The sequence below is a fragment of the Streptomyces sp. NPDC052236 genome, from assembly GCF_044548015.1.
Taxonomy (GTDB): Bacteria; Actinomycetota; Actinomycetes; order Streptomycetales; family Streptomycetaceae; genus Streptomyces.
In genome coordinates this window covers 84,715-110,139 of record NZ_JBIUBL010000020.1, presented here as the reverse complement: position 1 = coordinate 110,139, position 25,425 = coordinate 84,715, and the positions used below count along the sequence as shown (strand labels likewise).

Below are 25,425 nucleotides of genomic sequence, written 5' to 3'. Positions count from 1 at the left end.
GTGTGGCGCTGCGTGCAGGGCCTATGGCCCCGACGGACGGCCACGAACCCGGAGGAGGGGACGTTCAGAGGTTGATTTGAGGTTCCGGATCGTCCCGGCGGGGCCTGGCACGGCCCCGCCGGGACGTGATCACGGCGAGGGCGCCGGCCGGTTCGTGTTGATCGCCGTCGGCGCTCCCGGCTGTGGCGACGGCGACGACGTAACGGTCTGGTTCCCGGTCGGAGCCGCCACCGACGGCGACGGCGGCAGGGCCCCGTTCGGCGGCGGCGGACCGGTGGGGCTGGCTGTCGCACCCCCGGCCGCCTCGTTCGCGATGGCGTCGAAGTTGACCCTTCCGGTGGCCTCAAGCATGGTCATGTGGTCCAGGACCGTGATGCTGGAGTCGCTCGCCAACTGCCGTATCAGCATGTTCCGGGTGCTGTGCCGGACCTGGGCGATCAGAATGAAGGTCTTGCCGTGCGCGACGCGCAGCAGGTCCGCGAACTTCTGCTCGTATTCCAGACCGCTCGCCGCCGACAGCTCCCGCAGCCAGCCCTGCTGGATGTCGGAAGGCTGGTTCGGCAGCTGCACTCCGAGCTTCGCCGCCACATTGCGCGACCGCTTGTCGAGGTCGGTGTGACCGACGATCAGGTGGTCGCCGACGTCCTTGATCGCCTGGGTCGGAGCGCGTTCGAGTGCTTGCTGTCCTGCGGGCAGCTCCCAGAGCCCGGCCAGCCGGACCTTCACCAGCAAGTCACGGTCGGCCGCCGACAGCGGCCCCCACTGCGTCGCCACGGTCGACGCGTTGAGATTGTCCTGTCCAGTTCCGGAACGATCCGCATACGACCACACGGGGAACGCGAGCGCGCCTACCGTGGCGACCAGGGCCGCGATGATCAGAGCTGTCCCGTTGATACGCCGCAACAAATGTGCCTCCAGAGCCGATGCGTTACACGGCAACCAATCCAACCGCCAACTGATAATCGTTCAAACTACTTGGCGGTACCGAGGAGTACGTAACGCGGTGCCCCAGCGTTCAGCCGCGCAGCGACGGATGGTCAGCGACCACCGTGCACGAGCCTGCCGCAATCTCCGTGAAACCGGCATCACGGACAACCGGCAGGCCGCTGACCGTGAGTTGGTGCCAGTGCGCCGGATCCGGAGTGCGTACGGACAGGAGGAAGCCTGACTCGCGCCACGCCGCGCGGTCCGCCTCCGACAGCTCCCACCAAGCGAGTTGCGCGCCGTGCCCGGCCTGCGCCATCGCCTTGCCCGCCGACATGTCCAGCTTCGGGCTCAGCCACAGCACCGGAGCGGCGAGGTCGGGCGCCGCGGGCGGCTCGGGGTCGTCCAGGTCCGTGCCGGAGACCTGGAGCTTGGCCAGCTCCTTGGGCCAGCCGTCCAGCGGGACGGGTGGGAAGACGCGCACCTCGGCGGCCCTGCCCGTGACCGTGATGCCGGGCAGCGCCGAGGCCTTGCGCCACTCCGCGCCGCGCGCCCGCCGCACCACCTTGCGGATCCGGGCGTCCTGCCAGTCCCGCATCGCCTGTGCCCACTCTCCCTCGCCGTGCGACCGTTCGTCGCTGAGGAAGGAGAGCACGGCGCGGGCCGTGGTCTCCAGCGCGTCGGTACGGGCCGGGGGATCGGCCTTCTCGATGTGCACCACCAGCGGCAGGACGAACTGCGGAGCCTCGTCGCGCGCGGTGCTCTCATGCCGGAAAGGACTGTCGACAGGACTGACAGGACTGACAGGACTGACAGGACTGAGAGGACTGCTGGGACTGCCGGGAGGACTGTCGGGCTGGATCTCTTCGCTGCTCACCTCGAACAGTTTGCCAGTCCTTGTCGTCCGCTCTGTTGGCGGAACGGGTACGTCCGGGACACTATGCACCCCATGAAAAGTGATCTTTTTTCCTCGGAGAACATGGCGCAGCAAGCCACCATGCCCGGAATGAGCCTGCAGAACGCCAAGTCGGTCAAGTACGCCGTCAACGGCGAGATGCACGCGCGGCAGGGGGCGATGATCGCCTACCGCGGCAATCTCCAGTTCGAACGCAAGGGCCAGGGCATCGGCGGCATGCTCAAAAGAGCCGTCACAGGCGAGGGCCTGGCCCTGATGGCCGTGCGCGGGCAGGGCGAGGCCTGGTTCGCCCACGAGGCCGCCAACTGCTTCATCGTCGACATCGAGCAGGGCGACTCGCTCACCATCAACGGCCGCAACGTCCTCTGCTTCGACGCCACACTCTCGTACGAGATCAAGACCGTGAAGGGCGCCGGAATGACCGGCGGCGGTCTCTTCAACAGCGTCTTCTCCGGGTACGGCAAGCTCGCCGTCATCTGCGAGGGCAGCCCCATCGTGATCCCCGTCACCGCGGCTCAGCCGGTCTACGTCGACACCGACGCGATCGTGGGGTGGAGCACCCACCTCCAGACGTCGCTGCACCGCTCACAGTCCGTCGGCTCGATGATCCGCGGCGGCTCCGGAGAGGCCGTCCAGCTGATGCTTCAGGGCGACGGGTTCGTGATCGTACGGCCCAGCGAGCTCAAGCCCGAGAAGGCGTCGGCGAGCTGAAACTCCAAGGAGTCGGCCGCCGCTACGGCCTCGGCGGACCGTGGGTGCTGCGCGGCATCGATCTCGACCTGCCCGCGCGCGCCCTGGTCCGCGTCGAGGGGACCAACGGCAGCGGCAAATCGACACTGCTGCGGCTGCTCGCCGGGATCGACGCACCCACCGAGGGACGCATCAGCGACCGGCCGCGTACGGCGTACGTCCCCGAACGCTTCCCGGCCGCGCTGCCGTTCACGGCGGCCGGGTATCTGACGCACCTCGGACGGATCCACGGTCTCGGGCGGTCCGCCGCCCGGGCGCGGGCGGCCGAGTGGCTCGCGCGTTTCGGGGCCGCCGGCCATGCCCGTACCCCGCTCGCCGAGCTCTCCAAGGGCACCAGCCAGAAGGTGGCGGTGGCTCAGGCGCTGCTCGCGGAGCCCGGATTGCTGGTGCTGGACGAGGCGTGGACGGGCCTGGACACGGGCGCCCGCGAGGAGCTCGACCGGGCGGTCGTGGAACGGGTCGCGGCCGGGGCCACGGTCGTGTACGTCGACCACGACCCGCGCAGGCTCGCGGGCGCCGCGGACGCGGTGTACGTGGTGGGCGGGGGCGGTGCGCTGGTACGGCAGCAGCCCGAGCCGGGCGCGGCCGAACGGGACCCGACCGGCCGCCCGGTCCCTCGGGTACGGATCGTGGTGTCGGGGCCGCCCGGCGCGCCGGTGCCCGACGCCCTGCCGGGCGCGCCCACGTACGAGCCGGGACCGGACGACGGCAGCACGGTCCTGACGGTCGCGGCGGTCCACTCCGACGCACTGCTCAGGGCACTGCTCACAGCCCGGCCGCCCTGGCACATCCAGCAGCTGAGCGAAACCGAATCGGCCGCGAAGACGACGAGGCACAGCACCACATGACCGCACTGTTCGGCTACCAGACCGCCCTGCTGCTGCGCTCGCAGCGCTGGCTGCCGCCCGTACTGCTGTACGCGATCTTCCTGGCCATCGGCGTGCAGTCGGGGCAGCCCGTGCTGGACTCGCTGGGTTACGCGGCAGCCGCGCTGCTGCCCGTCACCGCGTGGCTGGTCCGGGTCTGCGCCACGCAGGAGCCGCCCGCCGCCCGCAATATCGTGGCCGCCGCGACCACCCCGCCGCGCGTGCATCTGGCGTCCCTGCTCGCCGCCGTGGCGTGTGCGGGGGCGCTGGGCGGGGCGGGAACCACCGTGGTCGTCCTGATCAGCAAGGCCACGAGCGCCGACGGCCAGGTGGCGATCCCGCTGCTCCCCGCTGCCGCGGCCGGGTTCCTCGCCGCGGCGGTCTGCCTGCTGACGGGCGCGGCGGTCGGGGCGCTGTGCACCAGGCCGCTGCTGTACGGGCGGGGCTGGTCGCTGGGGGCCACCGCGCTGGCCGCGCTGCTGGCGCTGGTGACCAGCGGCTCGCCCGCGAAGTACGCCTTGACGGGGCTGATCACGGGTTCCCGGACGGGGACGGTGCACCAGCCCGTACTGCCACTGGTCGCGGCGGTGCTGGTGGCGGCGGTGGCGGGCACGGTGGCCTGCGCCCTCAGCTCGCTCAGGGGCGAGGGCGGGGCGGGCGTGGCCGGTCACGCATGAGGTCGGACACCTTGACGAAGCGGTAGCCGCGCCCGCGCAGTTCGGGGACGATCGTCCGGATCGCCTGCTCGGTGACCGGCGCGGCGCTGCGCGTGCAGTGCAGCACGACCACGGAACCCGGACGTACGCCCGCGAGGACCTGTTCGGCGACGGCGTCCGCGTCCGTCGCGAAGGCGTCGCCGCTGACGACGTCCCACTGGACGGCGGTCACCTTCGCCGGGGCGATGGCGCGCAGCGCGGCGTCGTTGTAGCAGCCGCCGGGGAAACGGAAGTACGGCACGACATTGCGCGCACCGGCCTTCCGGAACGCGGCGAAGGCCCGGTCCACATCGGCGCGCATGGCCTCCTGCCCGACGACCGGCAGGCCGTAGCAGGAGGAGGTGAAGGCGTAGTGGCTGTAGGAGTGGTTGGCGATCTCGAAGAGCGGGTCGTTGCCGATCGCCTTCGCCTGGTCCGGGTACTCCTCGGCCCAGCGGCCCGTCATGAAGACCGTCGAGGGGACGTTCAGCTGCCGCAGCGCGGCGATCAGGGCGGGGTTGTCGAAACGCTCGCCGTCGGTCGCGCGGGGGCCCTGGTCGGCGGTCATGTCGGCGTCGAAGGTGAGCGCCACGATCTTCTCGGCCGACCGGGTTGCGTGCGCGAAGACGGGCGTCAGTCCGCCGGGCGCGGGTCCGGGCCCGGGCCCGGACGCGACGGCCGGGGCTTCCTTTGCCTTCTCTGCGGACTTGCCGACACCGCTGACACTCCTGACGTCGCTGCCGCAGCCAACCAGCAGGACGCCGATAACAGCAAATGACGCCAATCTTCGTACAAAAATGATCATTAACGGAAGCTATACGATCAATCAGATATTCACTGTCAGCATCGCCGTTGAACGCGGCGGTCACGTCGCGCGTACTTCTCGGGCGTCCCGGCCCGATCGAGCCCAGGAGGAAAAACATGGCCGTGCCCCCCACGGCCGGCGTACTCGCCGGACTCACCGACCTGCTCCAGGACCTGCCCGCAAACCGCGGCGGAGCCCTGTGGCGGCTCTCCGAGCGAGGGAGGCAGCTGGACGCGAACGTGATCCGGATGCTCCCCGGAGCACGGGTCGCCGGTCATGTCGACCCGGATCTGGATGTGCTGCTGTGCGTACTGGGCGGCAGCGGGCGGCTGGAGACGGAGGCCGGTGGACAGCAGCGGCTGGAGGCGGGGTGTGTGGCGTGGCTGCCGCACGGCGTCCACCGCTCGCTCTTGGCCGACGAGGACGGACTCGTCTATGTGACGGCGCACTGCCGCCGTCCGGGCCTCATGATCCGCGGTACCGCCGCTTCTGCCGTAGTCGAAGCGGAGGGAGCGGAGGGAGGCGAAGCCGCCTGTCTGCTGAACCGCGTCTGTCCTGGCTGCGACCGCCCGACGGAGGACGTCAGCGCACGTTACTGCAGCCGGTGCGGCACACAACTGCCGTCGTGAGATGGGGCTGACAGCCCATCAATAAACCTTTTCCACTGCCGAGATGAGTGCAACTCCCGCCCCGTCCGTATTCATGGTCGGACGCGTCCCCCCGGTGGCCACCACCGGCTACCGGACTCCGTATCCCCCACAGGAGGCGACGAGTTGAGTCACAGGCGAGTATCCAAGCGGAATGCCATTCTCGCGGGAGCGGGGGCGGCAGGCATCGCCGCCGCCGCCATCCTGCTGCCCAATGCCAACGCTTCCCAGTCCGGATCCGAGTCTGGAGCCGAGGCGCGGTCGACCCCCAAGACGATGAGCGCCTTGTCGGCGGGAGATCTCGTCGCACAGCTGGGTGAGCAACTCGGCGAGGCATACGCCGGCGCGTACTACGACGCCGAGAAGCAGCAGGTCATCGTCAATGTCGTGGGCAACGACAACAACGTGATCGTCCAGGTCAACAAGGCCGGTGCGGTGGCGAAGACCGTCGAGAACAGCATGGGCGAGCTGAAGGCCGCCACCAGCACCCTCACCAAAGAGGCCACCATCCCGGGAACGGCGTGGGCCATCGACCCGAAGACCAACCAGGTCCTGGTCACGGCCGACCGCACGGTCGCCGGTGAGCGCTGGGACAAACTGGAGTCGGCGGTGCAGACCCTGGGTTCGGGCATGGCCCGGATCCAGAAGTCCGCGGGTGAGTTCAAGCCCCTCGTCTCCGGCGGCGACGCCATCTTCGGCGGCGGCGCGCGCTGTTCGCTCGGCTTCAACGTGACCACCGGGGACGGCCAGCCCGGCTTCCTCACCGCGGGACACTGTGGTGTCGCCGCCGAGCAGTGGTCCGAATCCGCGGACGGCGCGCCGATCGGCACCGTAGAAGCGGCTACGTTCCCGGGCGACGGCGACTTCGCGCTGGTCACGTACGACGACCCGGCGACCGAGGCCCCGAGCGACGTCAACACGGGCAACGAAGTCGTTCCGATCGCGCAGGCCGCGGAGGCTGCGGTCGGCCAGGACGTCATCCGTATGGGGAGCACCACTGGGCTGAACGACGGGCAGGTCACCGGTCTTGACGCCACGGTGAACTATCCGGAGGGCACGGTCACCGGGCTCATCCAGACCAACGTCTGCGCGGAGCCGGGCGACAGTGGAGGCCCGCTCTTCACCCAGGACGGCGGCGCGATAGGTCTGACCTCGGGCGGCAGCGGAGACTGCACGGTGGGCGGCGAGACGTTCTTCCAGCCGGTGACGACGGCGCTGGCCGCGGTCGGCGCGGAGATCGGCGCGGGTGGCGCCGCCGGCGGTGCGGGTGACGCGGGCGCCGGTGACGGCGCGGGCGAAGCCGGTGACGCGGGTGCCGGTGACGCGGGTGCCGGCGATGCGGGTGCTGGTGACGCGGGTGCCGGTGACGCGGGCGACGCCGGTGCCGGTGAGGCAGGCGCAGAGGACAACGGCGGTGGCGCGGCGGACCAGGGCGATGCTCAGGGCGATGCCCAGGACGGCGGCGCGGCCCAGGACGGCGGCGCGGCCCAGGACGGTGTAGGCCAGACCGGCTGACGCACACCACGGAATCCCCCCACAGAACCCCCCACACCCCCCACAGGACTCCCCCACGGGGAGGAGCTCCGCGCCCCGGGCATCGGCGAATGCCCGGGGCCGGATCTGCGTTCCGCAGCTGCGGGCGCAAGATCGAGATGACAGGTAGGGAATCTCCTACCTATAGTCGGGGCATGAACATCGCCGACACGGCCGTCGTAGAGGCATCCGACGACCAGATTTTCGCGGCTCTGGCCAGCGCGGTACGCCGTGAGGTGCTGCGGCTGCTGCGCGAGGAGGGGCCGCAGCCGGTGGCGCAGCTCGCCGCCCGGTTCGGCATGGCCCGGCCCAGTTTCTCGGAGCATCTGCGGGTTCTGAGAGAGGCTGGGCTGGTCAGCGAGCGCAAGGTGGGCCGGCAGCGGCTGTACCGGCTGGAGGCCGGCCCGCTGAACGAGGTGCAGGAGTGGCTGAGCCCGTTCGAGCAGTTCTGGCGCGAGAAGCTGGCCGGGCTGCGTGATCTGCTCGACTCCATGGATGACGATGAGTCATGAGCGACGACGATCTGACCACCGTCCATGTTGATCAGTTCCTGGCGCATCCGCCCGCCAAGGTGTGGCGGGCGCTGACCGAACCCGAGCTGATCGCGCAGTGGCTGATGCCCGGCGACTTCCGGCTCGTCGTCGGCCACCGCTATACGTTGCAGGCCAGAGCGATGCCCGGGACCGGTTTCTCCGGCACGGTCGCGGCCGAGGTGCTGGCGTTCGAGACGCAGAAGATGCTCCGCGTCGGCTGGCGGGACGCCAACCCCCAGGACGGCAGTGACGCCGACTGGACGATCACTTGGACGCTGCGGCCGGAAGGCACCGGCACCCGTCTGTTCCTGCTGCATGAGGGCTTCGACCCGGACAACCCGCTCCAGCAGCGCGCACGCGCGATCATGGACGGCGGCTGGCGCTCGGGCGTGATCCGTGGCCTGGAAGCCGTACTCGACCGGATGTAGCCACCGCCGTCGGCACCCCGACCCCATCAGCTGACCGGATCCGCCGGCGATCTCCTGCGATCTCCTGCGATCTCCTGCGATCCCCTCCCCTTTCACCGAGCTCCGCCCTGCCATGGGCCGAGCCTTGCTTCGCCATGCCCACCCACCCCGAAGGAAGACAACGCATGCCCCCCGTCATAGAGGCCCGCGGCCTCACCAAACGCTTTGGGCGCACCACCGCGCTCGACGGACTCGACCTGACCGCCGAGGCGGGCCGGATCACCGCCGTGCTCGGCCCCAACGGAGCAGGCAAGACCACCTTCGTACGCGCCGTTGCCACACTGCTCCGCCCCGACGCGGGCACCCTGCGCATCGACGGACTCGACGCTGTCGCCCACCCCGCGCGAGTACGCCGGATCATCGGTCTGGCAGGGCAGTACGCCGCGGTCGAGGAAGCCATGACCGGGCGCGAGAACCTGGTCATGGTGGCCCGCCTGTTCGGCCACGACCGGCGCACCGCGCGACGCAGCGCCGATGCCGTACTGGAGCAGCTCGGGCTCACGGACGCCGGCGGCAGGCTGGTGCGCACCTACTCCGGTGGCATGCGCCGCCGCCTGGATCTGGGCGCCAGCCTGGTCGGCGCCCCGCGGCTGCTCCTGCTGGACGAGCCGACCACGGGCCTGGACCCGCGCAGCCGCATCGAGCTGTGGGAGGCCATCCGCGCCCTGGTCGCAGCCGGCACGGACGTACTGCTGACCACCCAGCACCTGGAAGAAGCCGACCAGCTCGCTCACCGGATCGTCATCATCGACCAGGGGCGCGCGATCGCCGCAGGCACAGCGGCCGAGCTCAAGTCCCGCGCCGGACACGACATGGTCGACATACGGCTGCGCAGCCACGCCGACGTCGAGGTCGCCGCCTCGGCCCTGGCCCACCTCGGCGAGCTGGAGACCGACGCCCCCACGCGCGTACTCCGGCTGACCGCTGTCAACGGCTCCGAAGAGCTCATGGCGGCAACCCAGGCCCTGCTCAACGCCCGGGTGGGGGTGGAGAACATCGCTCTGCGCCGCCCGACGCTGGACGAGGTCTTCCTGCACCTGACAGGCCAACCGACAGCCGCGCCAACTGCGAATTCGACCGAGACCTCCGCCGCCCCCAGGAGCACCGCATGACCGCCGCCGCCCCCCTCGCCCCGCCCGCCAGGGCCGGCGGCTCGCTGTTCGCGAGCGTCACCGCCGTCACCGGCCGCAATCTGCGCAAAATCCAGCGCACTCCGCAGATCGTCATCATGGCGACCGTCCAGTCGATCGCCTTCCTGCTGATCTTCCGCTACGTCTTCGGCGGCGCCATCCCCACCGGCGGCCTCTCCTACGTGGACTACATGGTCCCCGGCCTGCTCACGGTCGCTCTGCTCTTCTCCGGCATGGGCGCCGCCGTCGCCGTCGCGGACGATCTCACCCACGGGGTCTTTGACCGGCTCCGGTCCCTGCCCATACCCCGTAGCGCGGTGGTCATCGCACGCGTCCTGGCCGACACCGCGCTGATCACCTGGTGTCTGATCCTGACCACCGCCGTGGCCTTCGCCATCGGTTTCCGTATCCATGGCGGAGCGGGCGACGCCCTCGCGGCGTTCGGCCTGTGCGTCTTGTTCGGCTTCGCGTTCATATGGGTTTTCGTCACGCTGGGCCTGTACGCAGGCAACGCCCAGGCAGCGCAGGGCCTGGGGTTCCTCGTGCTGCCCCTGAGCTTCGCCTCCAGCGCGTACGTGCCCGTCGCGACGATGCCGGGATGGCTGCAGGGCTTCGCCGCACACCAGCCCGTCACTGTGATGATCAACACGATCCGGTGCCTCACCCAGGGGTCCCAGGCCGAAGCGCTGCTCGGCCACAGCACCGGCTACTACCTGCTGCGTGCCCTGCTCTGGAGCGCCGGGATCATCGCAGTCTTCGCGCCCCTGGCCTTCGCCCGCTACCGGCGGCGCTGACCGGGACCACCGGTACGGGGTCGAGGAGTTCGCGCGCATGCCGGCGTCCGAAGCGGCTAAACCGGCAAACCCGTAAATCGGTAAACCGCAGCCATGCTTTCGCCGTCAATCAACACGTACATACGTACGACATGCGCCCCCACCTGGAGAGCGAACACCATGAACCGACAGACAGCCGGCGTCGTCGCGACTCGGAGCCACTGAGCCGTGGGCCGAATAGGCGGACGCCGCGCGGCGGCGCTGCAACGGCAGCGGAAGGCGCGTATACGCACCCTCACCACCGTGGCCATCGCGGCCGCGGTGGTCGGCGGGGCGGCCTTCACGGCCCTCCGGGACAACAGCACAGGCACCGACGCCGGCAGCGACAAGGCCGCCGGCGCCGATGCCACTGACAGCCAGGAACAGAGAGTGCCCGTCGCGCCCGCTTCCCCTACGGCTTCCCCCTCATCGGCCGGCTCACCGTCAACGCCCCCGGCCCGGCCGCGCACCACCCCCGCGCCGGGCAGCTTCAGCACCGCCCGAGCCGACAGCAAGGTGCACGGCAAGGGCACCATCCACCGCTACAAGGTGCAGGTGGAGACCGCCACCGGACTGTCCGTGAACAGTGCCGCCGACGAGATCTCCGCCGTACTCGGCGACAGCCGCGGCTGGACCGCCACCGGCCGCGACGGCTTCCGGCGGGTCTCCTCGGACGAAAACGCCGATCTCACGGTGAAGATCGCCACCCCTGACACGGTCGACGACATCTGCGGCGCGGCCGGTCTGCGTACGAGAGGCGAGGTGAACTGCAGCATCGGCCCGACCGTCGTCGTCAACCTCAAGCGGTGGTTACAGGGTTCACCCCAGTTCGACGGGCCGATCGGGGAGTACCGGGCGCTGATCATCAACCATGAGGTCGGCCACAGCCTCGGCCGTGGCCACGAGACCTGCCCCGGCGCCGGTAAGCCCGCCCCCGCGATGATGCAGCAGATCGACGGCCTCAAGGGGTGCGTCGCCAACGCCTGGCCGTACGACAAGGAGGGCCGCTATCTGTCCGGTCCCGCCGTCCCCTGAGCCGCCGGCGTGGCAGCACGGCACCACGGGCACGGCACGGCACGGCCCGGGGCCTCAGCCGAGGCGCTCGGGCCGGAGCGCGGCCGTGTCCAGCGTCGTGGTGAGGGTCTCGAGGGCCGTGCGCAGCTCGCGGATCTGATCCAGCGACAGGCCGGTGGCCTCCGCGATCCCGCGCGGTACGCCCAGTGCTTTCGCGCGGAGCGCCGCGCCCGCGGCGGTGGGGCGGGCGGTGACGGAGCGCTCGTCCTCCCGGCTGCGCGTGCGCTCCACGTAACCCGCCGCCTCCAGCCGCTTGAGCAGCGGTGACAGGGTGCCGGAGTCCAGGCGCAGATGCTCGCCGATCCGCTTGACCGGCAGCTCGCCGTGCTCCCAGAGGACCAGCATCACCAGGTACTGCGGGTAGGTGAGGCCCAGGTCCCTGAGCGCGGTCCGGTAGACGTTGTTGAAGGCGCGGGACGCGGCGTGCAGTGAGAAGCAGATCTGGTTGTCGAGGCGGAGGAGCTCCTCGTCCGGCACGTTCGTCAGCGTCGGCGTCGTCGTCTTCTCCATGGAGTCAGGGTATACCTATGCGCCATTCGATTGTGCACAACTAAATTGTGTGTCACCATCATGCCTGTCGGTTCCACTCCACGTACGAAGAAGAAGGACGCGACTCATGGATGCGATCTACACCGCCGCCGCCACCGCCAACGGCCGTGAAGGCCGTGCCGTCAGCTCCGACGGGCGCCTCGACCTGCCGCTCGCCTTCCCGGCGGCGCTGGGCGGCAACGGCGAAGGCACCAACCCCGAGCAGCTCTTCGCCGCCGGTTACGCCGCCTGCTTCGCCAGTGCGCTGGGCGCCATCGGCCGTCAGGAGAAGATCGACGTCAAGGACGCCTCGGTGACCGCCGAGGTCTCCATCGGCAAGGACCCCGCCGACGGCGGCTTCGCCCTCTCCGTTGTCATGCGGGTCGAGCTGCCCGAGCACCTCCAGGGCGAGGCGGGCCGCGACCTTCTGGAGAAGACCCACGCCTACTGCCCGTACTCCAAGGCCACCCGCGGCAACCTCCCGGTCGAGCTCGTCATCGAGTAGTGCTGGCTGGCGCCGCCTCGCCTTCGGGCGCCTTCGCGAGGGTGTGGGTGTGGTGGAAGAGCAGATTCAGTACGAACGCGGTGACCGCGGCGCTGGTGATGCCGCTGCCCGTGATGATCTGCGCCCAGGACGGGAAGCCGTCGTAGATCCCGTCGGCCGCCTCCGGCAGCAGTCCCACGCCCAGCGCCACCGCCGCGATCGTCAGGTTCTGGCCCTGGTCGAGGTCCACCCGGCGCAGCGTATTGATGCCGACCATGGTGACGGTCGCGAACAGGACCAGGCCCGCCGAGCCGACGACCGGTCCGGGCAGCGCGGCCACCACCTCGCCGAGCTTGGGGACCAGACCGAGCGCGACCAGAATGGCGCCCGCCACGGCCGTGACGTACCGGCTGACGACCTTCGTCATGCCGATCAGACCGACGTTCTGGCTGAAGACGGTGTCCATGAAGGAGTTCATCACTCCGCCGAGTACGCCGGAGAGCCCGTCAGCCGCCAGGCCCCGCGCCAGGTCCTTGTCGCTGACGGGCCGTCCGGTGGACTCGCCCACCGCCAGCATCGACGCGGTCGACTCCGTGAAGATCACCAGCATCACCACGCACATCGCGATGACCGCGGTCGGCGGGAACTGCGGCGCCCCGAAGTGGAACGGCGCGGCCAGCCCCAGCCAGTTCGCGCCCGAGACCCCGGAGAAGTCCGTCAGATCCATCGGCACGGCCACCAGCGTGCCGCCGACGAGCGCGAGCAGTACGCCGATCTGGCCCAGATAACCGCGCGCGAACCGTGCGAAGAGCACGATGAAGACCAGCACCCCGGCCGCCAGGGCGAGCCGCGAGCCGGAGGCGTAGTCCGCGGCCTTCGGGTCGTTGCCGGTGATCAGCCCGGCGGCGACGCCGATGAGCGAGAGGCCGATGACCGTGATCACCGTGCCGCTCACCAGCGGCGGGAAGAAACGCACCAGCCGCGCGAACGGTACGGCGATGAGCAGCCCGAAGAAGCCTGCGGCGAGCATGGACCCGTACACCGCCTGCATGCCGTATTCCTGCTCGATCAGGATCATCGGGGTCACCCCGGCGAAGGTCGCCCCGGTGACGATGGGGAGCCTGATGCCCAGGATCTTGCCGACGCCCAGACTCTGAATCAGCGTGACGATTCCCGCCACCAGCAGATCCGCGTTGATGAGCAGCGCGATGGCGGAGGAGTCGAGCCCGGCCGCCGCGCCGAAGATCAGCGGCACGGTGACACAGCCGGTGTACATGATCAGCACATGCTGGATGCCGAGTGCGGCCAGCCGCGTCAGCGGGGGCCGTTGGTCTACGGGGTGGCGGGAAGCGGCAGCGGCGTCCATGGCAGGGCCTTTCGGGAGACTGACCTGACCGACCAGCATTGACGCAGGCGATCTTTGAGGACGTGGGGCGGACGCGTTACGCGCACGTTGCGCCGCACCCGCCCCCGTCCTTCTCCGCTGTCGGGTCAGCCTGTCAGCGCCACGGCCCGGTGATCGCGAAGGTCGTGCCCGGCGTGTAGCAGTTGAGGTACATCGTGTCGCCGTCCGGCGAGAAGGCCGCCCCGGCGAACTCGCCCCACGAGGGCTCCTCCGGCGTGCCTATGTTCTGGGCGTTGCGTGCCATGGGGTAGACCTCCCCGCGCTTGGTCAGCCCGTACACATGCTGGACGCCGTCGCCGTCCTCGGACACCATCAGGCCGCCGCTGGGCGTGACGCAGATGTTGTCCGGGGACTCGCCGGGCAACTGGATGTCCGTACTCGGACCGAAGACGATCACGAGCGTGAGGCGGCGCCGCCGCGGCTCGTACTTCCACACCTGCCCGAAGTGGTCGCCCGCCGAGCCCTGCGTACTGCGCGCGTAGCTGGAGACGAAGTACACCGAACTCCCTCCCCAGTAGCAGCCCTCCAGCTTCTGGGCGTGCGTGATGCCCTTCGGGCCGAAGTCCTGCAGTCGTATCGGGGTTTCTTTCGCCTGGCTGTCCGGTACGGGGACCCACTCGATCCCCTCGAAACTCGCGCCCGTCTCCTGGATCGCGGAGAGGTCGGGCACGCCCGGCACCCGCATCGCCTCCAGCACCCCGCCCGCGCGCAGCGAGCCGGTGCCGCCGAGTGGCTTGTTGGGGAGGAAGCGGTAGAAGAGCCCGAACGGCCGCTCGAAGGCGTCCTCCGTCTCGTACACGATGCCGCTCCTCGGATCGACGGCGATGGCCTCGTGCGCGTAGCGGCCCATCGCGGTCAGCGGTACGGCTCCGGTGCGGCGCGGATCCGCGCCGTCGACCTCGAAGATGAAGCCGTGGTCCTTGGTGTAGCCGTTGACGCCGGCTCTGTCCTCGGTCTCCTCGCAGGTCAGCCAGGTGCCCCAGGGGGTGGCTCCGCCCGCGCAGTTGACGGCGGTGCCCGCTATGGCGACGCGCTCGGACAGGACGTTGCCCCGGCCGTCCAGCTCCAGGGCCGTACAGCCGCCCTTGGCGACCGGATCGTAGGTGAGGCCGTCGACGGTCGGCACGCCTATCCTGCCGGTGACGCGGTTCTCGTGGTTACGGACCAGATGTACGCGCCCGCGGCGGCCGGCGAAGGCCTCCATGCCGTCGTGGTTGCTGGGCACCATGCCCTCGCCCGAACTCATGGGCTCGCCCTCGCGGGACAGGACCCGGTAGCGGAAGCCTTTCGGCAGATCGAGCAGCCCGGCGGGGTCGGAGATGAGCGGGCCGTAACCGCTGTGGCCTCGGGCGGCGGCGGTACCGGCGAAGAGTTCGGAGAAAGCACCGGTAAAAGCGATACCGGCGCTCAAGGCACCGGTACGGGCGAGGACTTGACGTCGTGTTGCGGACATGAGGCAACTACTCCCTGTGGGGGCACCCCCATGCCGAAGGCTATGGGGGAGGAACAGGATGACGTGACCCGCATGTGTGTACCACCGAATGGGTGGCGCGTGAACCATGCGGGTCACTGTGCCTCGTTGTGCCTCGTGTGACGAACCTGGTCAGCTCAGCTTCGCGGTGAGCGTGATGGTCGTACCGGAGAGTGCCTGGCTCACCGGGCAGTTGGCCTTGGCGTCCTCGGTCGCGGCCGCGAAGCCCGCCTCGTCCAGTCCCTCGACCTCGCCCTCCACCGTGAGGTGGATGCCGGTGATGCCGGTGCCCGGCTGGAAGGTGACCTCGGCCCGCGTATTCAGCCGGGTCGGCGGGGTGCCGGCGTTGGAGAGGCCGTGCGAGAGGGCCATGTTGAAGCAGCTGGAGTGAGCCGCCGCGATGAGCTCCTCCGGGCTGGTCTTGCCGTTGGCCTGCTCGGCGCGCGCGGGCCAGGAGACCGGGTACTCGCCGATACCGGAGGAGTCGAAGGTCACGACACCCGTGCCCTCCAGCAGGTTGCCTTCCCAGATGTTGTGCGCCTGACGAGTGGTGGCCATGGTGGTACCCCTTCAGATGGATTGATCCCAACCGGCCCCAACCTACTGGGCGACCAAGTCTTTCGCGTCACGGGCCAGTGCGGTGAGCCGGGAGATTGCCCGGAAGTACTTCTTGCGGTAGCCGCCGTTCAGCATTTCTTCGCTGAACAGCTGGTCGAAGGGCAGACCCGAGGCCAGTACGGGCACCTCACGGTCGTACAGCCGGTCGGCGAGCACGACCAGCCGCAGCGCCGTCGACTGGTCGGGGACGGGCTGGACATCGGTCAGGCAGACCGCGCGCAGTCCGCTGGTGAGCGCCCCGTACCGGCTCGGATGCACCTTCGCCAGGTGGTCGAGGAGCCGCGGGAAGTCATCGAGGGACGCGCCCTCCGTGGCGTACGCGGCCTTGGTGACCTGCTCGTCCGAGTACGGGGGAGGAGCCTCGGGCAACCCGCGGTGGCGGTAGTCCTCGCCGTCGATCCGCAGCGGGCGGAAGCGCGCGGAGAGCCCCTGGATCTCCCGGAGGAAGTCGGCGGAGGCGAACCGGCCCTCGCCCAGCTTGCCCGGCAGCGTGTTGGAGGTGGCCGCCAGCGCGACGCCCGCGTCGACGAGCTTGCCGAGGAGCGTCGACACGAGGACGGTGTCGCCCGGGTCGTCCAGTTCGAATTCGTCGATGCAGAGCAGCCGGTGTCCGCTCAGGGTCTGTACGGCCTGCTGGAAACCGAGGGCGCCCACGAGATTTGTCAGCTCCACGAAGGTGCCGAAGGCCTTGAGCGAGGGCTCCGCCGGGGTGGCGTGCCAGAGGGAGGCCAGCAGGTGGGTCTTGCCGACGCCGTAGCCGCCGTCGAGGTACACGCCGCGCGGCCCGGTCGGTGCGGCGGGTTTCTTGGCGAACCACGTGCGCCTGCCGCTGCCGCCGCCGCTCGCGTGCGCGCCACCGCCCAGGCCCGCGGCGAAGGAGCTCAGCACCGTGACGGCCTCGCGCTGGCTGGGCTGATGCGGATCGGGGACGTACGTGTCGAAGCGCACCGAGTCGAAACGCGGCGGCGGCACCATCTCGGCGACCAGGTGTTCGGCGCGTACGTGCGGCTCGCGGGCGCACAACGACAGCGGGATCGGGCTGGGGATGGCGCCGGTGGTGGCGCTGGAGCTGGTCGACACAATTCTCAACTGTAAGCGCCGTGCCAGACTGCACGATATGCGATGCCTGTTCCCCGCGACCGACCACAGTGACCAGAGGGCGGCTGCCCACGACCGGGATTGGTCGCTGGACGAGCTGGCCGAGGCCTACGCGTACCCCGAACAGGACCAGCCCTGGCTGCGCGCCAACATGGTCTCCACGCTGGACGGGGCGGCCCAGCACGACGGCCGCTCGGAGCCGATCTCCTCCGCCACCGATATGCGGATCTTCGGCACCCTGCGCGGACTGGCCGATGTGATCGTGGTGGGCGCGCAGACCGTACGCATGGAGGGGTACCGCCCGGCCCGCGCCCGTGACGCCTTCGCGGAGCGCCGGGAGGCGGCCGGACAGGGCCCCGCCGCCGTGATCGCCGTGGTCAGCGCCTCGCTGGACCTGGACTTCTCGCTTCCGCTGTTCACCGGGCCGCTCGTACCCACGCTGGTGCTGACGGGGGCGGCGGCGCCGCACGACCGGATCCGTACGGCCGAGAAGGCGGGCGCGGAGGTGATCGTCGCCGGGGACGGGCCCGGGGTGGAGCCCGGCAGGGCCGTACGGGCACTGGCGGCACGCGGCCTGGTGCGGATACTGACCGAGGGCGGGCCCCGGCTGCTGGGTCAGTTCGTCGCGGCGGGGGTACTGGACGAACTGTGTCTGACCGTGTCGCCGATGCTGACGGCGGGGGACGCGCAGCGGATCGCGGGCGGACCGGCGCTGGACCTTCCGGAGAGATTCGCCCTGGCGTCGGTGCTGGAGGAGGCGGGCTTCCTCTTCACCCGTTACCGTCGCGTCTGAGAATCGGGTGAAAAATGGTTGTACGCGTAGTTTCCGTTTCCGCGTTTCCGCGGATAGGGCTGCAGAAGGGCTACTGACGTGTTCACAAGCGTATTGATGATCGAGAAGCCCCTGTCGTCCCTGGACGTGGAGTTCGTCACCACGCTGCACGGGGACGAGCCGGTGTCCTTCATCGTGCTGATGCAGCCGCGCGGCGACCAGGCTGACGTACTGCTGCGCGCCATCGACGATGTCGCGCTCGGCGACCTCAAGGAAGCCGTCCACGAACCGGACGAGCCCGAGGGCCCGGCGGCCAGGGGCCCCGCGGTGAAGGGCCTGGAGCGCACGCTCACGGACCTGCGCGCGGCGGGCTGCGAGGCCGTGGGGCAGGTCGTCGAGAGCCATCCGCTGGACAAGCTGACGGCCGTGGTGGAGCGGTGGGACGTGGACGAGGTGATCGTGCTGACCGCTCCGCACTATGTGGAGGAGTTCTTCCACCGGGACTGGGCATCCAGGGCACGCCACCGGGTCGGCGTCCCCGTGCTCAAGCTCTTCGCGCACAGCGAATAGGCTGGGGCCCCGCCCGTACGTCACACCCGTACGTCACACCCGACACCCTGGGAGACACCCGCATGGCACCCGCCGTCCCTAGCGCCATGGAGCGCCCGCACTTCATCGGCATCGGCGGCGCCGGAATGTCGGGCATCGCGAAGATCCTGGCCCAGCGAGGCGCGAAGGTCGCGGGCAGCGACGCGAAGGACTCGGCGACGGCACAGTCCCTGCGCGCGCTCGGCGTCACCGTCCACATCGGCCACGCGGCGGCGCACCTCGCGGACGACGCCAGCTGCGTCGTCGTCTCCAGCGCGATCCGCGCCGACAACCCGGAGCTGGCGCGCGCCACCGAGCTGTCCATCCCGGTCGTGCACCGCTCCGACGCGCTGGCCTCGCTGATGACCGGCCTGCGCGCGATCGCGGTCGCGGGCACCCACGGCAAGACCACCACGACGTCCATGCTGGCCGTGGCCCTGACCGAGCTGGGTCTCGACCCTTCGTACGCGATCGGCGGCGACCTGGAGGGACCGGGGACGAACGCCCGGCACGGCGCGGGCGAGATCTTCGTCGCAGAGGCCGACGAAAGTGACCGCAGCTTCCAGAAGTACGACCCCGAGGTCGCGATCGTCCTCAATGTGGAGCTCGACCACCACGCCAACTACGCCTCGATGGACGAGATCTACGACTCGTTCGAGACGTTCGTGGGCAAGGTGGTCCCGGGCGGCACACTGGTGATCTCCGCGGACCAGCCCGGCGCGGTCGAGCTCACCTCCCGTATCCGCGACCTGTCCACGCTGAAGGTGGTGACGTACGGCGCGTCCGAGTCCGCGGACGTACGGGTCCACAAGGTCACGCCGCGCGGCCTCACCAGCGAGGTCACGGTCCTGCTCGGCGGCCGTTTCCTGACCTTCACGGTCTCGGTCCCCGGCAGCCACTACGCGCACAACGCCGTGGCGGCGCTCGCGGCGGGCGTCGCGCTCGGCCTCCCGGCGCACAACCTGGCGTCGGCGATCGGCACGTACACCGGTGTCAAGCGCCGCCTCCAGCTCAAGGGCGAGGCCGCGGGCGTCCAGGTCATCGACTCGTACGCGCACCACCCGACGGAGATGACCGCGGACCTGGAGGCCATGCGCGGCGCGTCGGCGTCCGACGCACGGCTGCTGGTGGTCTTCCAGCCGCACCTGTTCTCCCGCACCCAGGAGCTCTCCACGGAGATGGGCCAGGCCCTGGCGCTGGCCGATGCCTCGGTGGTCCTGGACATCTATCCGGCCCGCGAGGACCCCATTCCGGGGGTCACCAGCGCCCTGATCATCGACGCGGCGCGCGCGGCGGGCGCGGAGGTCACGGCCGTGCACGACAAGGCGGCCGTGCCGGACGTGGTGGCGGGAATGGCGAAGCCGGGCGATCTGGTTCTCACGATGGGCGCGGGGGATGTCACGGACCTGGGCCCGTTGATCCTGGACCGCCTGGCCGGTTCGTAGAACCGCCACCCTGCAAACCGAGGGAGCCGTATTCATGTCGTACGACGTCGAAAAGCCGGACGAGCAGTGGCGCGCGGAGCTGTCGCCCGCGGAGTACCAGGTCCTGCGGCAGGCCGGAACGGAGCCGGCCTTCGTCGGTGAGTACACGGACACCAAGACGGAGGGTGTCTACTCCTGCCGGGCGTGCGGCGCCGAGCTGTTCCGCTCGGACACGAAATTCGAGTCGCACTGCGGCTGGCCGTCCTTCTTTGATGCACGCAACTCAGACGCGGTGGAACTTGTGTCCGACCGTTCCCACGGGATGGTCCGCACCGAGGTCCGCTGCGCGAAGTGTGGCTCCCACCTGGGGCATCTCTTCGAAGGTGAGGGGTATGCGACCCCGACGGATCAGCGGTACTGCATCAACTCGATCTCGCTGCGACTGACGCCGGACGAGGCCTGACCGTAATCGGCTGACGATGGGCCGACTGATGCCCGCACAGGGAGTTCTGTGCGGTCATCTTCTCGTTTTATCAAGCCGTGTGTCAGGAGGTGTGGAGAAAGGGCGCCAGCGTCGCGGCCACCGCAGCGGACCTCAGATAGGGAGATACGCGGTGGAAGTCGAACGGGGCGATGCTGTCTGTCAGATCGAGATCCACCGACGGGAAGCGCTGCTTGAGGGGGCGCGGGACGGCGACGATGTCCCCGTGATCGCACAGGTTGACCCACCGGCGTACGCCTGGCGGACGCTCTCCGGTGCCGTTGGCCGGGGCTGGTGACAGACGGTCGAAGACCCCGTGGCGGAGTGCGAGTGGGGAGCCGAGTGTCAGGAGCAGGTCAACTTCGAGTTCCGGGTGGGCGTGGAGGGCCTCGTAGGCCACGACGCTTCCGAGGGAGTGGGCGATGACCACGCGGGCGCCCGTCGAGGAGATGACGCCTGCGATCTCCTCGCGGGCCGCTGCGCGGGCAGTGTCGTCCGGTCCGCCGAGATAGCGCGTGACGTCGCGGAAGAGCGTGGCGATGAAAGCGCGGGTCAGGCGGCCGTCGAGACTCAGGTGCTCGGAGACCGCGGAGACGAGCTGCCGGAGTGGAACGGCCAGGCGTCCCTGAGCCGTTGCGGGTGGCGGAAGCCTCAGGCCCAGGGACTCGTCCAGCGATTCCGCCCAGTGGGCGACGTCCTCGGCCAGGTGCGGGTGCTCGTGCTCCAGCTGATCAAGGTCCTCGGAGCCTTGGGCGACGGGCCTGCCGCGGTGGAGATGGTGGGCGTAATAGGCATAAGTGACAGGGACGTGCTCGGCGGCCGTGCCCAGCCCGGCGGCTAGGTCTTTGGCCCAGACAGCTGAGCGGGCGGTGACGATATCTGCCAGTGGGACGGCGGACAGATAGTGGCCTACGCCATGTACGGCCACGAAGGCGGTCATCGGATGCTTGTCCCTTGGTCGTGGGTCGGGTACGGGCGTACGGGAAGCCGGTCCTGCGGTGCCATGTGGATGACGTCCGGGCCCACCCCGATGTAGAGGGCGCCGTTGGGGGCGATGGCGATGGCGCACACGGTGTCCGGGAACCAGAAGACGTCGACCTGGCTGCCGCTTTTCAGGTCCCATAGCCGCAGGGAGCGGTCGAGTCCGCCGGTGAATAGGTATGGGTCTCCGTTGAGCAGGACCGGAATCGTGGCGAAGACCGCACGGGTGTGTCCGGCCAGTGTGAATGTCCGGGTTGCGTCGAGTGCGGTCATGCGTACCTCGCCCCGGTCGTCACCACTGACGGCGTACGTCTGTCCGTCGATGTCGACGGTGGCGACGGTGTGGACGGCGACGGGGTGCTGGGCGACGAGTTGCGGCAGGGGCGGGCCCAGCAGACGTGCGGCCCGAACATGGCCGGAGCGGTACCCGGCCAGAACGTGGGTGGTGGAGGCTGCCAGGCAAGTTGCGGGTGCTGTCACAGGGACCGTCACTCCCCATTCGTCGACGGTCCGTGCCTCGGAGGGCGCGAGCAGGACGCGCTCGGGCTCTCCTGCCCACGCAGGGTCCGTCACGTCGACGTCGGGCCAGTGGGTCATTCGGTCCAGGTGATCGGCGCTGGCTATGTTGACCCCGTCTCTGTCGGAGGCGTAGATGACGTGCTGGGTTCCACGAAGGGTGAGGGTGACGACGGCGGAGGCACCTGGGCCTTCACCCAGGTCGCGCCGTTCCAGCTGCTTCTCCGTCGTGTTCGTGTTCCACACGGCGACCCCGTTGTGAGCGCACGAGGCGACAATCCGTGGATGCTTGCCGGCCTCCAGGACCGCGATGCCGGTGGCTCGGTCCGGCAGCGGGAAATCTGAGTGGTACAGCAGGTTGATCCGCTGTCCGATCACACCGTCCACGGTCCACAGAGCGAGGCTTCCGTCCTCGCTGCACGAGACCAGACGGCCGTCGGGCAGCACCGTCAGAGCATTGATGGCATGGGCGTGCCCGGGCTGGTGTTGAGGAATCTCGTGCCCGGCCGCGTCCGAGATGCGGACGGTGCCGCCGTTGCTCGCCGTGAGTATTCGAGTCCGGTGCGGTTCGGACACGACCGCGACCCGGGTGATCGGCGTGGTGTGGCTGGCGACCTGCCGTGTGCTGCCATCGCCGTCCAGCGGGTTCAACTGTGCGACACCGTCTGTGCCTGCACTGAGGATGTACATGGATCCGTTCAGCACTACGGCGGCGAGGTCGGTGACTGCGTCGGCATGCAGGCGATCCTCGTTGAGGAGTTCCGGGAACTCGTTGCCGGTCCAGACGGTTCCGTCGCGATCGCCCGCGACGGGCTCGGGGCCGTGTCTCAGGTCGAGGTAGCGGTAGCACGACAGCCGCTCCTGGTTGGTGTGCGGCAGCTCGACCTCCTCGCCATGGACGGTCAGGACTTTGACCCAATCGTCGTAGCAGGCAACGACGCAGTCGCCCTTGCCGTCGACGGTGACGCGGGACAGCTGCCACACGTAGCCGTTGATGGCGGACAACTCAGTGGTGGCGAGCGGAGCGCCGGTGGCGAGGGCCCAGTAGCGGATTACTCGGTCGTCGCCCGCGCTGGCCACCGCGGGTGCCCCCTCGTACTGCACGCCCACCATGGACCAGATCGGTCCCTCATGGGCCGGGGCCCTCCACAGGAGATGCCCTGTTGCCAGGTTCCATCCCAGGAGTTCGCCGCTGTCGCAGCCCGTCACGGCGACGTGCCGATCGTTGACCTTCCCGGCGACCACGCCTCCCACCGGAGCACCGTGGTCTCCGAGTTCGAGCGTCGTCGTCGCCGAGTCGAGGTCCCACAGTCGAGCTGTTCCGTCCTGGCCGGCTGTCAAGGCGTGTGGGCGGCCGTGCATCTCCAGGGTCGTCAGGTCCCAAATCCTGCCGCGGTGCCCGGTCAGTGTCGCCAGGAGGCCGGTGTGCAGTGCCCGGCCAGCGGTCCAGACAATGCGGCGGCCGGTGTCCTGCATGAGGTCTGCAGCCAGCTGCCATTGTTGCTGCCGAGCCGCGTCGACGGCCAGGATGTCGCGCCGCTGGTCGGGCGGTCCGTCGTGGTGGGCTCCGTACGACGTCAGGTAGACCGTTCCGTGCGGGACGCGTTCACCGTGGTAGAGCTCCTCGGCCAGTGGGGCCGGGTCCGCATGGACCAGGTATTCGCTGTCCTTGAGGAGTTCGTCGAGCTTGCCGGCGAGCGCGCTGTGGCGTGCGGCGTACCGCAGCAGATACGGCTCGGCGGTCGCCCATCGCCGACGGCCGGAGCCGCTCACATGCACTGTCGTGAGCAAGCGTTCCCATACGGTGACCGCGTCCAGGACGGGACGTTCGCGGAGGCGGTCGGCCAGTCCCTGGTGGAAGAGCCGGTAGAGCGGGGCGCCTTCACGATCGACGTTGCGGCGTATGTAGAAACGCGCGGCCCGAAGCAGATCGCCGATGCTTGCCCGGTCCTTCTCGGCCTGAACCGGATCGGATTTCATGACTTGGACGAGGAGGTCTTCCGGCATCCCCGCGCCTTCCGCCCAGGCCAGCGCAGCCAGCAGCTCGTGCAGGCCCGGTCGGGGGTCGAGCTGGAGGTGGAGGTCGAGTACCGCGTCGAGCGTGCGGGGCACGTCACCGCCCAGGAGCACGGCCTGTTCGGCCGTCTCCGGCGGTGTCATCTGTTCCTGGAGGAGCCGCAGGTAGAGCCCGGCGACAAGGAACTCGCCCCAATCGCGTAACCCGCTCAACAAGGTGTCGGCCAGCGTGCTGCCCAGGCTCTCGGCTGCCGCGAGTGAGCACCAGGGCGTCACGCCGGGGTGCAGAGGCCGCAGTACGCGCAGCACGAACTGAGCCAAGTCTTTGCGGAGTTGAAGGGGCGACACCCCGTCCAGGTCGATCAGTCCATCGTGTGCACGGGACCCCTCGATGAGCGGCCGCAGTGCCGCTTCCGGGCGCGTCGCGACGAGCATTCTGCACAGAGGTAATCCGTCCGATCGCCGAATCGACGCCAGCGGTAGCAGTACGGCGCTGACCAGATCGGCCGGGTGCTCGGCCTCGTCCACCGCGTCCATGACGAGACAGGGGGGTACGGGCTTGGCCCGCAATGCAGTGACCAACTGGTCCGTTGTCCACATCGTCGCGTGGCCGGGAGAGCCGAGTTCCCACTGGGTGGCGAGCGAGGTGAGTATCTCTGAGACACCGCGCCGCCGGGCATGCACGATCGCAAGCCCGTCGGCGGCCTGGGGAATGTCGCCGCCCGACGGCCGCCACAACTGCTCGGTGGCCTCATGCAGCACTGGATGCGCGGCGCACACGAAGGTACCGATCAGAGCGGACTTGCCGACCCCCGGTACGCCAGTGACCACGCGCAACGAAGCCCCACGGCCCTCCAACCAGCCTGCCAGTTCCCGGAGTTCACTGCTGCGTCCGGTGAAGGACGGAGCGCCGAGGTCACCGAAGGCACTGTCGGCGCCATGCGCCCGAATCACGAAGTGGCGGGCGTCGGCCACTTCGTCGAGAAGGGTGAACACAGCAGGATTCACGCCGGCAAGTCTGCGAGCGCTAGCCGGTACGTATCCGGGGTTGGGAAAAAACTTCAGATGCGACAGGTCCGCGCCGAGCGCGGCCAGCGGCTGCTCGACGGATTGCGGATTCAGGGCTGTGCTCCGCGACTCCACACGGAGGGCCACCTCGCGGCAGAACCGGGCGATCGGGATGTATGGCACCGACGTGTCGAGCTTCAGAGCCCCGGAGGCGAAGCCACGGAGCACCTCATCGACGGCGGTGCTCAGGCGGCCGTCGTAGGCATCTTGCTCCGAGTGGCAGGCGGCGAGCACCCAGACACGGCGGCGCTCCGGCCGGACCAGCGACCGCAGATGCTCGGTCACCACGGCTCCGGAATGGCACAGATCGAGGATCAGCAGAACGGCTGGATCGCCGATGCCGCCCGTGTCCCGGTTCTCTGCCATGTCGATCCAACGGGCCAACGTCTCGGTGAGGCGGCCGTCCCCACCCACCGCCTGGATGCCGTGACCGTTGCGGGTCGGTTCTCCGTGCGCGAGGAGATGAATGACGATGAAGTCAGCCTCGCTGCGGACAGCCTGAGTGAGGGCGTCCCCCAATGCGACGGCTGTAGCCGCAGGGTCGCGACCAGGGTCCAGGAGAACATAGGCATACTGCTTCTCCAGCGCTTCACCCACCCGCTGCGCGCACGGTGCCGCGTAGGTGAGTTGCTGCCACCGTGGGGGCGAGTCGTCGGCAGGGTCCGTGGCAGGTCCTTCGATACCGACCGCCAATGCCTGACGCCGCATCACGCACCACCTGTCCCCGTGAACACCCCTGAGTGTTCGATGCATTGTGCCAGTCGGGGGGCTGGTGTCGAGACGGGACCCAACGGCGACGGATCAGGCCGGTGAGTGCGGCAGG

At 69.5% G+C, this 25,425-nt stretch carries 25 protein-coding genes; 15 read left to right on the top strand and 10 right to left on the bottom strand.

From position 1 onward, the window contains the following. Window positions 1-129 precede the first annotated feature (129 nt). Both ACIHCQ_RS29005 and ACIHCQ_RS29000 read right to left on the bottom strand, forming a co-directional pair. Window positions 130-903, bottom strand: a complete 774-nt coding sequence (locus tag ACIHCQ_RS29005) for a DUF4142 domain-containing protein (protein ID WP_399668550.1) — start codon at window positions 901-903, stop codon at window positions 130-132. Between the two features lie 112 nt (window positions 904-1,015). Next, window positions 1,016-1,801 (bottom strand): peptidyl-tRNA hydrolase, encoded by a 786-nt coding sequence (locus tag ACIHCQ_RS29000; protein WP_399668547.1) that lies wholly within the window; start codon window positions 1,799-1,801, stop codon window positions 1,016-1,018. 72 nt (window positions 1,802-1,873) lie between these two features. Here ACIHCQ_RS29000 and ACIHCQ_RS28995 point away from each other — a divergent pair, with 72 nt between their 5' ends. From ACIHCQ_RS28995 to ACIHCQ_RS28985, 3 genes are read left to right on the top strand one after another with little or no spacing between them, the layout of a single operon-like run. Further along, window positions 1,874-2,551, top strand: a complete 678-nt coding sequence (locus tag ACIHCQ_RS28995; RefSeq protein WP_399668544.1) for an AIM24 family protein — start codon at window positions 1,874-1,876, stop codon at window positions 2,549-2,551. Between the two features lie 44 nt (window positions 2,552-2,595). Then, complete coding sequence (locus ACIHCQ_RS28990) at window positions 2,596-3,438, top strand: ATP-binding cassette domain-containing protein (protein ID WP_399668541.1); 843 nt, start codon at window positions 2,596-2,598, stop codon at window positions 3,436-3,438. After that, window positions 3,435-4,133 (top strand): ABC transporter, encoded by a 699-nt coding sequence (locus ACIHCQ_RS28985; protein ID WP_399668538.1) that lies wholly within the window; start codon window positions 3,435-3,437, stop codon window positions 4,131-4,133. Before ACIHCQ_RS28990 ends, ACIHCQ_RS28985 begins: the two co-directional genes overlap by 4 nt. On the opposite strand, the gene ACIHCQ_RS28980 is transcribed toward ACIHCQ_RS28985, so the two are convergent. Further along, window positions 4,093-4,935: a polysaccharide deacetylase family protein gene (locus ACIHCQ_RS28980; protein WP_399668535.1), complete on the bottom strand. Its 843-nt coding sequence runs from the start codon at window positions 4,933-4,935 to the stop codon at window positions 4,093-4,095. The two genes, ACIHCQ_RS28985 and ACIHCQ_RS28980, sit on opposite strands and share 41 nt — an antisense overlap. Before the next feature lie 137 nt (window positions 4,936-5,072). Between ACIHCQ_RS28980 and ACIHCQ_RS28975 the strand changes: the two genes are divergently transcribed. From ACIHCQ_RS28975 to ACIHCQ_RS28945, 7 genes are all read left to right on the top strand, one after another. Further along, window positions 5,073-5,585 carry a cupin domain-containing protein gene (locus tag ACIHCQ_RS28975; protein ID WP_399668532.1) on the top strand — a complete coding sequence of 171 codons (513 nt, stop codon included), beginning with the start codon at window positions 5,073-5,075 and terminating at the stop codon, window positions 5,583-5,585. 144 nt (window positions 5,586-5,729) lie between these two features. Further along, window positions 5,730-7,118, top strand: a complete 1,389-nt coding sequence (locus tag ACIHCQ_RS28970) for a S1 family peptidase (protein WP_399668528.1) — start codon at window positions 5,730-5,732, stop codon at window positions 7,116-7,118. 173 nt (window positions 7,119-7,291) lie between these two features. Beyond that, window positions 7,292-7,648 (top strand): ArsR/SmtB family transcription factor, encoded by a 357-nt coding sequence (locus ACIHCQ_RS28965; protein WP_399668525.1) that lies wholly within the window; start codon window positions 7,292-7,294, stop codon window positions 7,646-7,648. Beyond that, complete coding sequence (locus ACIHCQ_RS28960) at window positions 7,645-8,097, top strand: SRPBCC domain-containing protein (RefSeq protein WP_399668522.1); 453 nt, start codon at window positions 7,645-7,647, stop codon at window positions 8,095-8,097. Before ACIHCQ_RS28965 ends, ACIHCQ_RS28960 begins: the two co-directional genes overlap by 4 nt. Before the next feature lie 164 nt (window positions 8,098-8,261). Beyond that, on the top strand, window positions 8,262-9,248 hold the full coding sequence (locus ACIHCQ_RS28955; protein ID WP_399668520.1) for an ATP-binding cassette domain-containing protein: 987 nt from the start codon (window positions 8,262-8,264) through the stop codon (window positions 9,246-9,248). Further along, window positions 9,245-10,060 carry an ABC transporter permease gene (locus tag ACIHCQ_RS28950; protein WP_399668517.1) on the top strand — a complete coding sequence of 272 codons (816 nt, stop codon included), beginning with the start codon at window positions 9,245-9,247 and terminating at the stop codon, window positions 10,058-10,060. The genes ACIHCQ_RS28955 and ACIHCQ_RS28950 overlap by 4 nt, the downstream gene beginning before the upstream one ends. Window positions 10,061-10,267: 207 nt before the next feature. Next, window positions 10,268-11,113 carry a DUF3152 domain-containing protein gene (locus ACIHCQ_RS28945; protein ID WP_399668514.1) on the top strand — a complete coding sequence of 282 codons (846 nt, stop codon included), beginning with the start codon at window positions 10,268-10,270 and terminating at the stop codon, window positions 11,111-11,113. Window positions 11,114-11,167: 54 nt separating this feature from the next. Here the strand turns inward: ACIHCQ_RS28945 and ACIHCQ_RS28940 are convergent, their stop codons facing one another. Then, on the bottom strand, window positions 11,168-11,662 hold the full coding sequence (locus ACIHCQ_RS28940; protein WP_399668512.1) for a MarR family winged helix-turn-helix transcriptional regulator: 495 nt from the start codon (window positions 11,660-11,662) through the stop codon (window positions 11,168-11,170). A 106-nt stretch (window positions 11,663-11,768) separates the two neighbouring features. Here ACIHCQ_RS28940 and ACIHCQ_RS28935 point away from each other — a divergent pair, with 106 nt between their 5' ends. Further along, window positions 11,769-12,185 carry an organic hydroperoxide resistance protein gene (locus tag ACIHCQ_RS28935; protein ID WP_399668509.1) on the top strand — a complete coding sequence of 139 codons (417 nt, stop codon included), beginning with the start codon at window positions 11,769-11,771 and terminating at the stop codon, window positions 12,183-12,185. On the opposite strand, the gene ACIHCQ_RS28930 is transcribed toward ACIHCQ_RS28935, so the two are convergent. The 4 genes from ACIHCQ_RS28930 to zapE all read right to left on the bottom strand — a co-directional run bounded on the left by ACIHCQ_RS28930 (window position 12,175) and on the right by zapE (window position 16,738). Then, window positions 12,175-13,530 (bottom strand): nucleobase:cation symporter-2 family protein, encoded by a 1,356-nt coding sequence (locus tag ACIHCQ_RS28930; protein ID WP_399668506.1) that lies wholly within the window; start codon window positions 13,528-13,530, stop codon window positions 12,175-12,177. The genes ACIHCQ_RS28935 and ACIHCQ_RS28930 overlap by 11 nt on opposite strands. A gap of 133 nt (window positions 13,531-13,663) precedes the next feature. Beyond that, the gene (locus tag ACIHCQ_RS28925) at window positions 13,664-15,022 is read right to left on the bottom strand and encodes an alkaline phosphatase PhoX (protein WP_399668503.1); all 1,359 of its coding nucleotides are present in this window, start codon (window positions 15,020-15,022) and stop codon (window positions 13,664-13,666) included. 150 nt (window positions 15,023-15,172) lie between these two features. Beyond that, a complete protein-coding gene (locus ACIHCQ_RS28920; protein WP_399668500.1) occupies window positions 15,173-15,598 on the bottom strand; it encodes an OsmC family protein in 426 nt (141 codons plus the stop codon). A gap of 42 nt (window positions 15,599-15,640) precedes the next feature. Continuing rightward, window positions 15,641-16,738 carry a cell division protein ZapE gene (gene zapE / locus ACIHCQ_RS28915; protein WP_399668497.1) on the bottom strand — a complete coding sequence of 366 codons (1,098 nt, stop codon included), beginning with the start codon at window positions 16,736-16,738 and terminating at the stop codon, window positions 15,641-15,643. Between the two features lie 37 nt (window positions 16,739-16,775). Between zapE and ACIHCQ_RS28910 the strand changes: the two genes are divergently transcribed. The 4 genes from ACIHCQ_RS28910 (at window position 16,776) to msrB (ending at window position 20,003) form a co-directional block, all read left to right on the top strand. Continuing rightward, window positions 16,776-17,549, top strand: coding sequence for a pyrimidine reductase family protein (locus tag ACIHCQ_RS28910; RefSeq protein ID WP_399668494.1), 774 nt, complete (start codon window positions 16,776-16,778; stop codon window positions 17,547-17,549). 78 nt (window positions 17,550-17,627) lie between these two features. Continuing rightward, on the top strand, window positions 17,628-18,098 hold the full coding sequence (locus tag ACIHCQ_RS28905) for an indole-3-glycerol phosphate synthase (protein ID WP_399668491.1): 471 nt from the start codon (window positions 17,628-17,630) through the stop codon (window positions 18,096-18,098). A 62-nt stretch (window positions 18,099-18,160) separates the two neighbouring features. Continuing rightward, window positions 18,161-19,561 (top strand): UDP-N-acetylmuramate--L-alanine ligase, encoded by a 1,401-nt coding sequence (gene murC / locus ACIHCQ_RS28900; RefSeq protein WP_399668488.1) that lies wholly within the window; start codon window positions 18,161-18,163, stop codon window positions 19,559-19,561. Window positions 19,562-19,595: 34 nt separating this feature from the next. Continuing rightward, a complete protein-coding gene (msrB, locus tag ACIHCQ_RS28895) occupies window positions 19,596-20,003 on the top strand; it encodes a peptide-methionine (R)-S-oxide reductase MsrB (protein ID WP_399668485.1) in 408 nt (135 codons plus the stop codon). A gap of 82 nt (window positions 20,004-20,085) precedes the next feature. On the opposite strand, the gene ACIHCQ_RS28890 is transcribed toward msrB, so the two are convergent. Both ACIHCQ_RS28890 and ACIHCQ_RS28885 read right to left on the bottom strand, forming a co-directional pair. Further along, window positions 20,086-20,961 (bottom strand): serine peptidase, encoded by an 876-nt coding sequence (locus ACIHCQ_RS28890; protein WP_399668482.1) that lies wholly within the window; start codon window positions 20,959-20,961, stop codon window positions 20,086-20,088. Then, complete coding sequence (locus ACIHCQ_RS28885) at window positions 20,958-25,310, bottom strand: hypothetical protein (protein WP_399668479.1); 4,353 nt, start codon at window positions 25,308-25,310, stop codon at window positions 20,958-20,960. Before ACIHCQ_RS28885 ends, ACIHCQ_RS28890 begins: the two co-directional genes overlap by 4 nt. Between the last annotated feature and the right edge of the window lie 115 nt (window positions 25,311-25,425).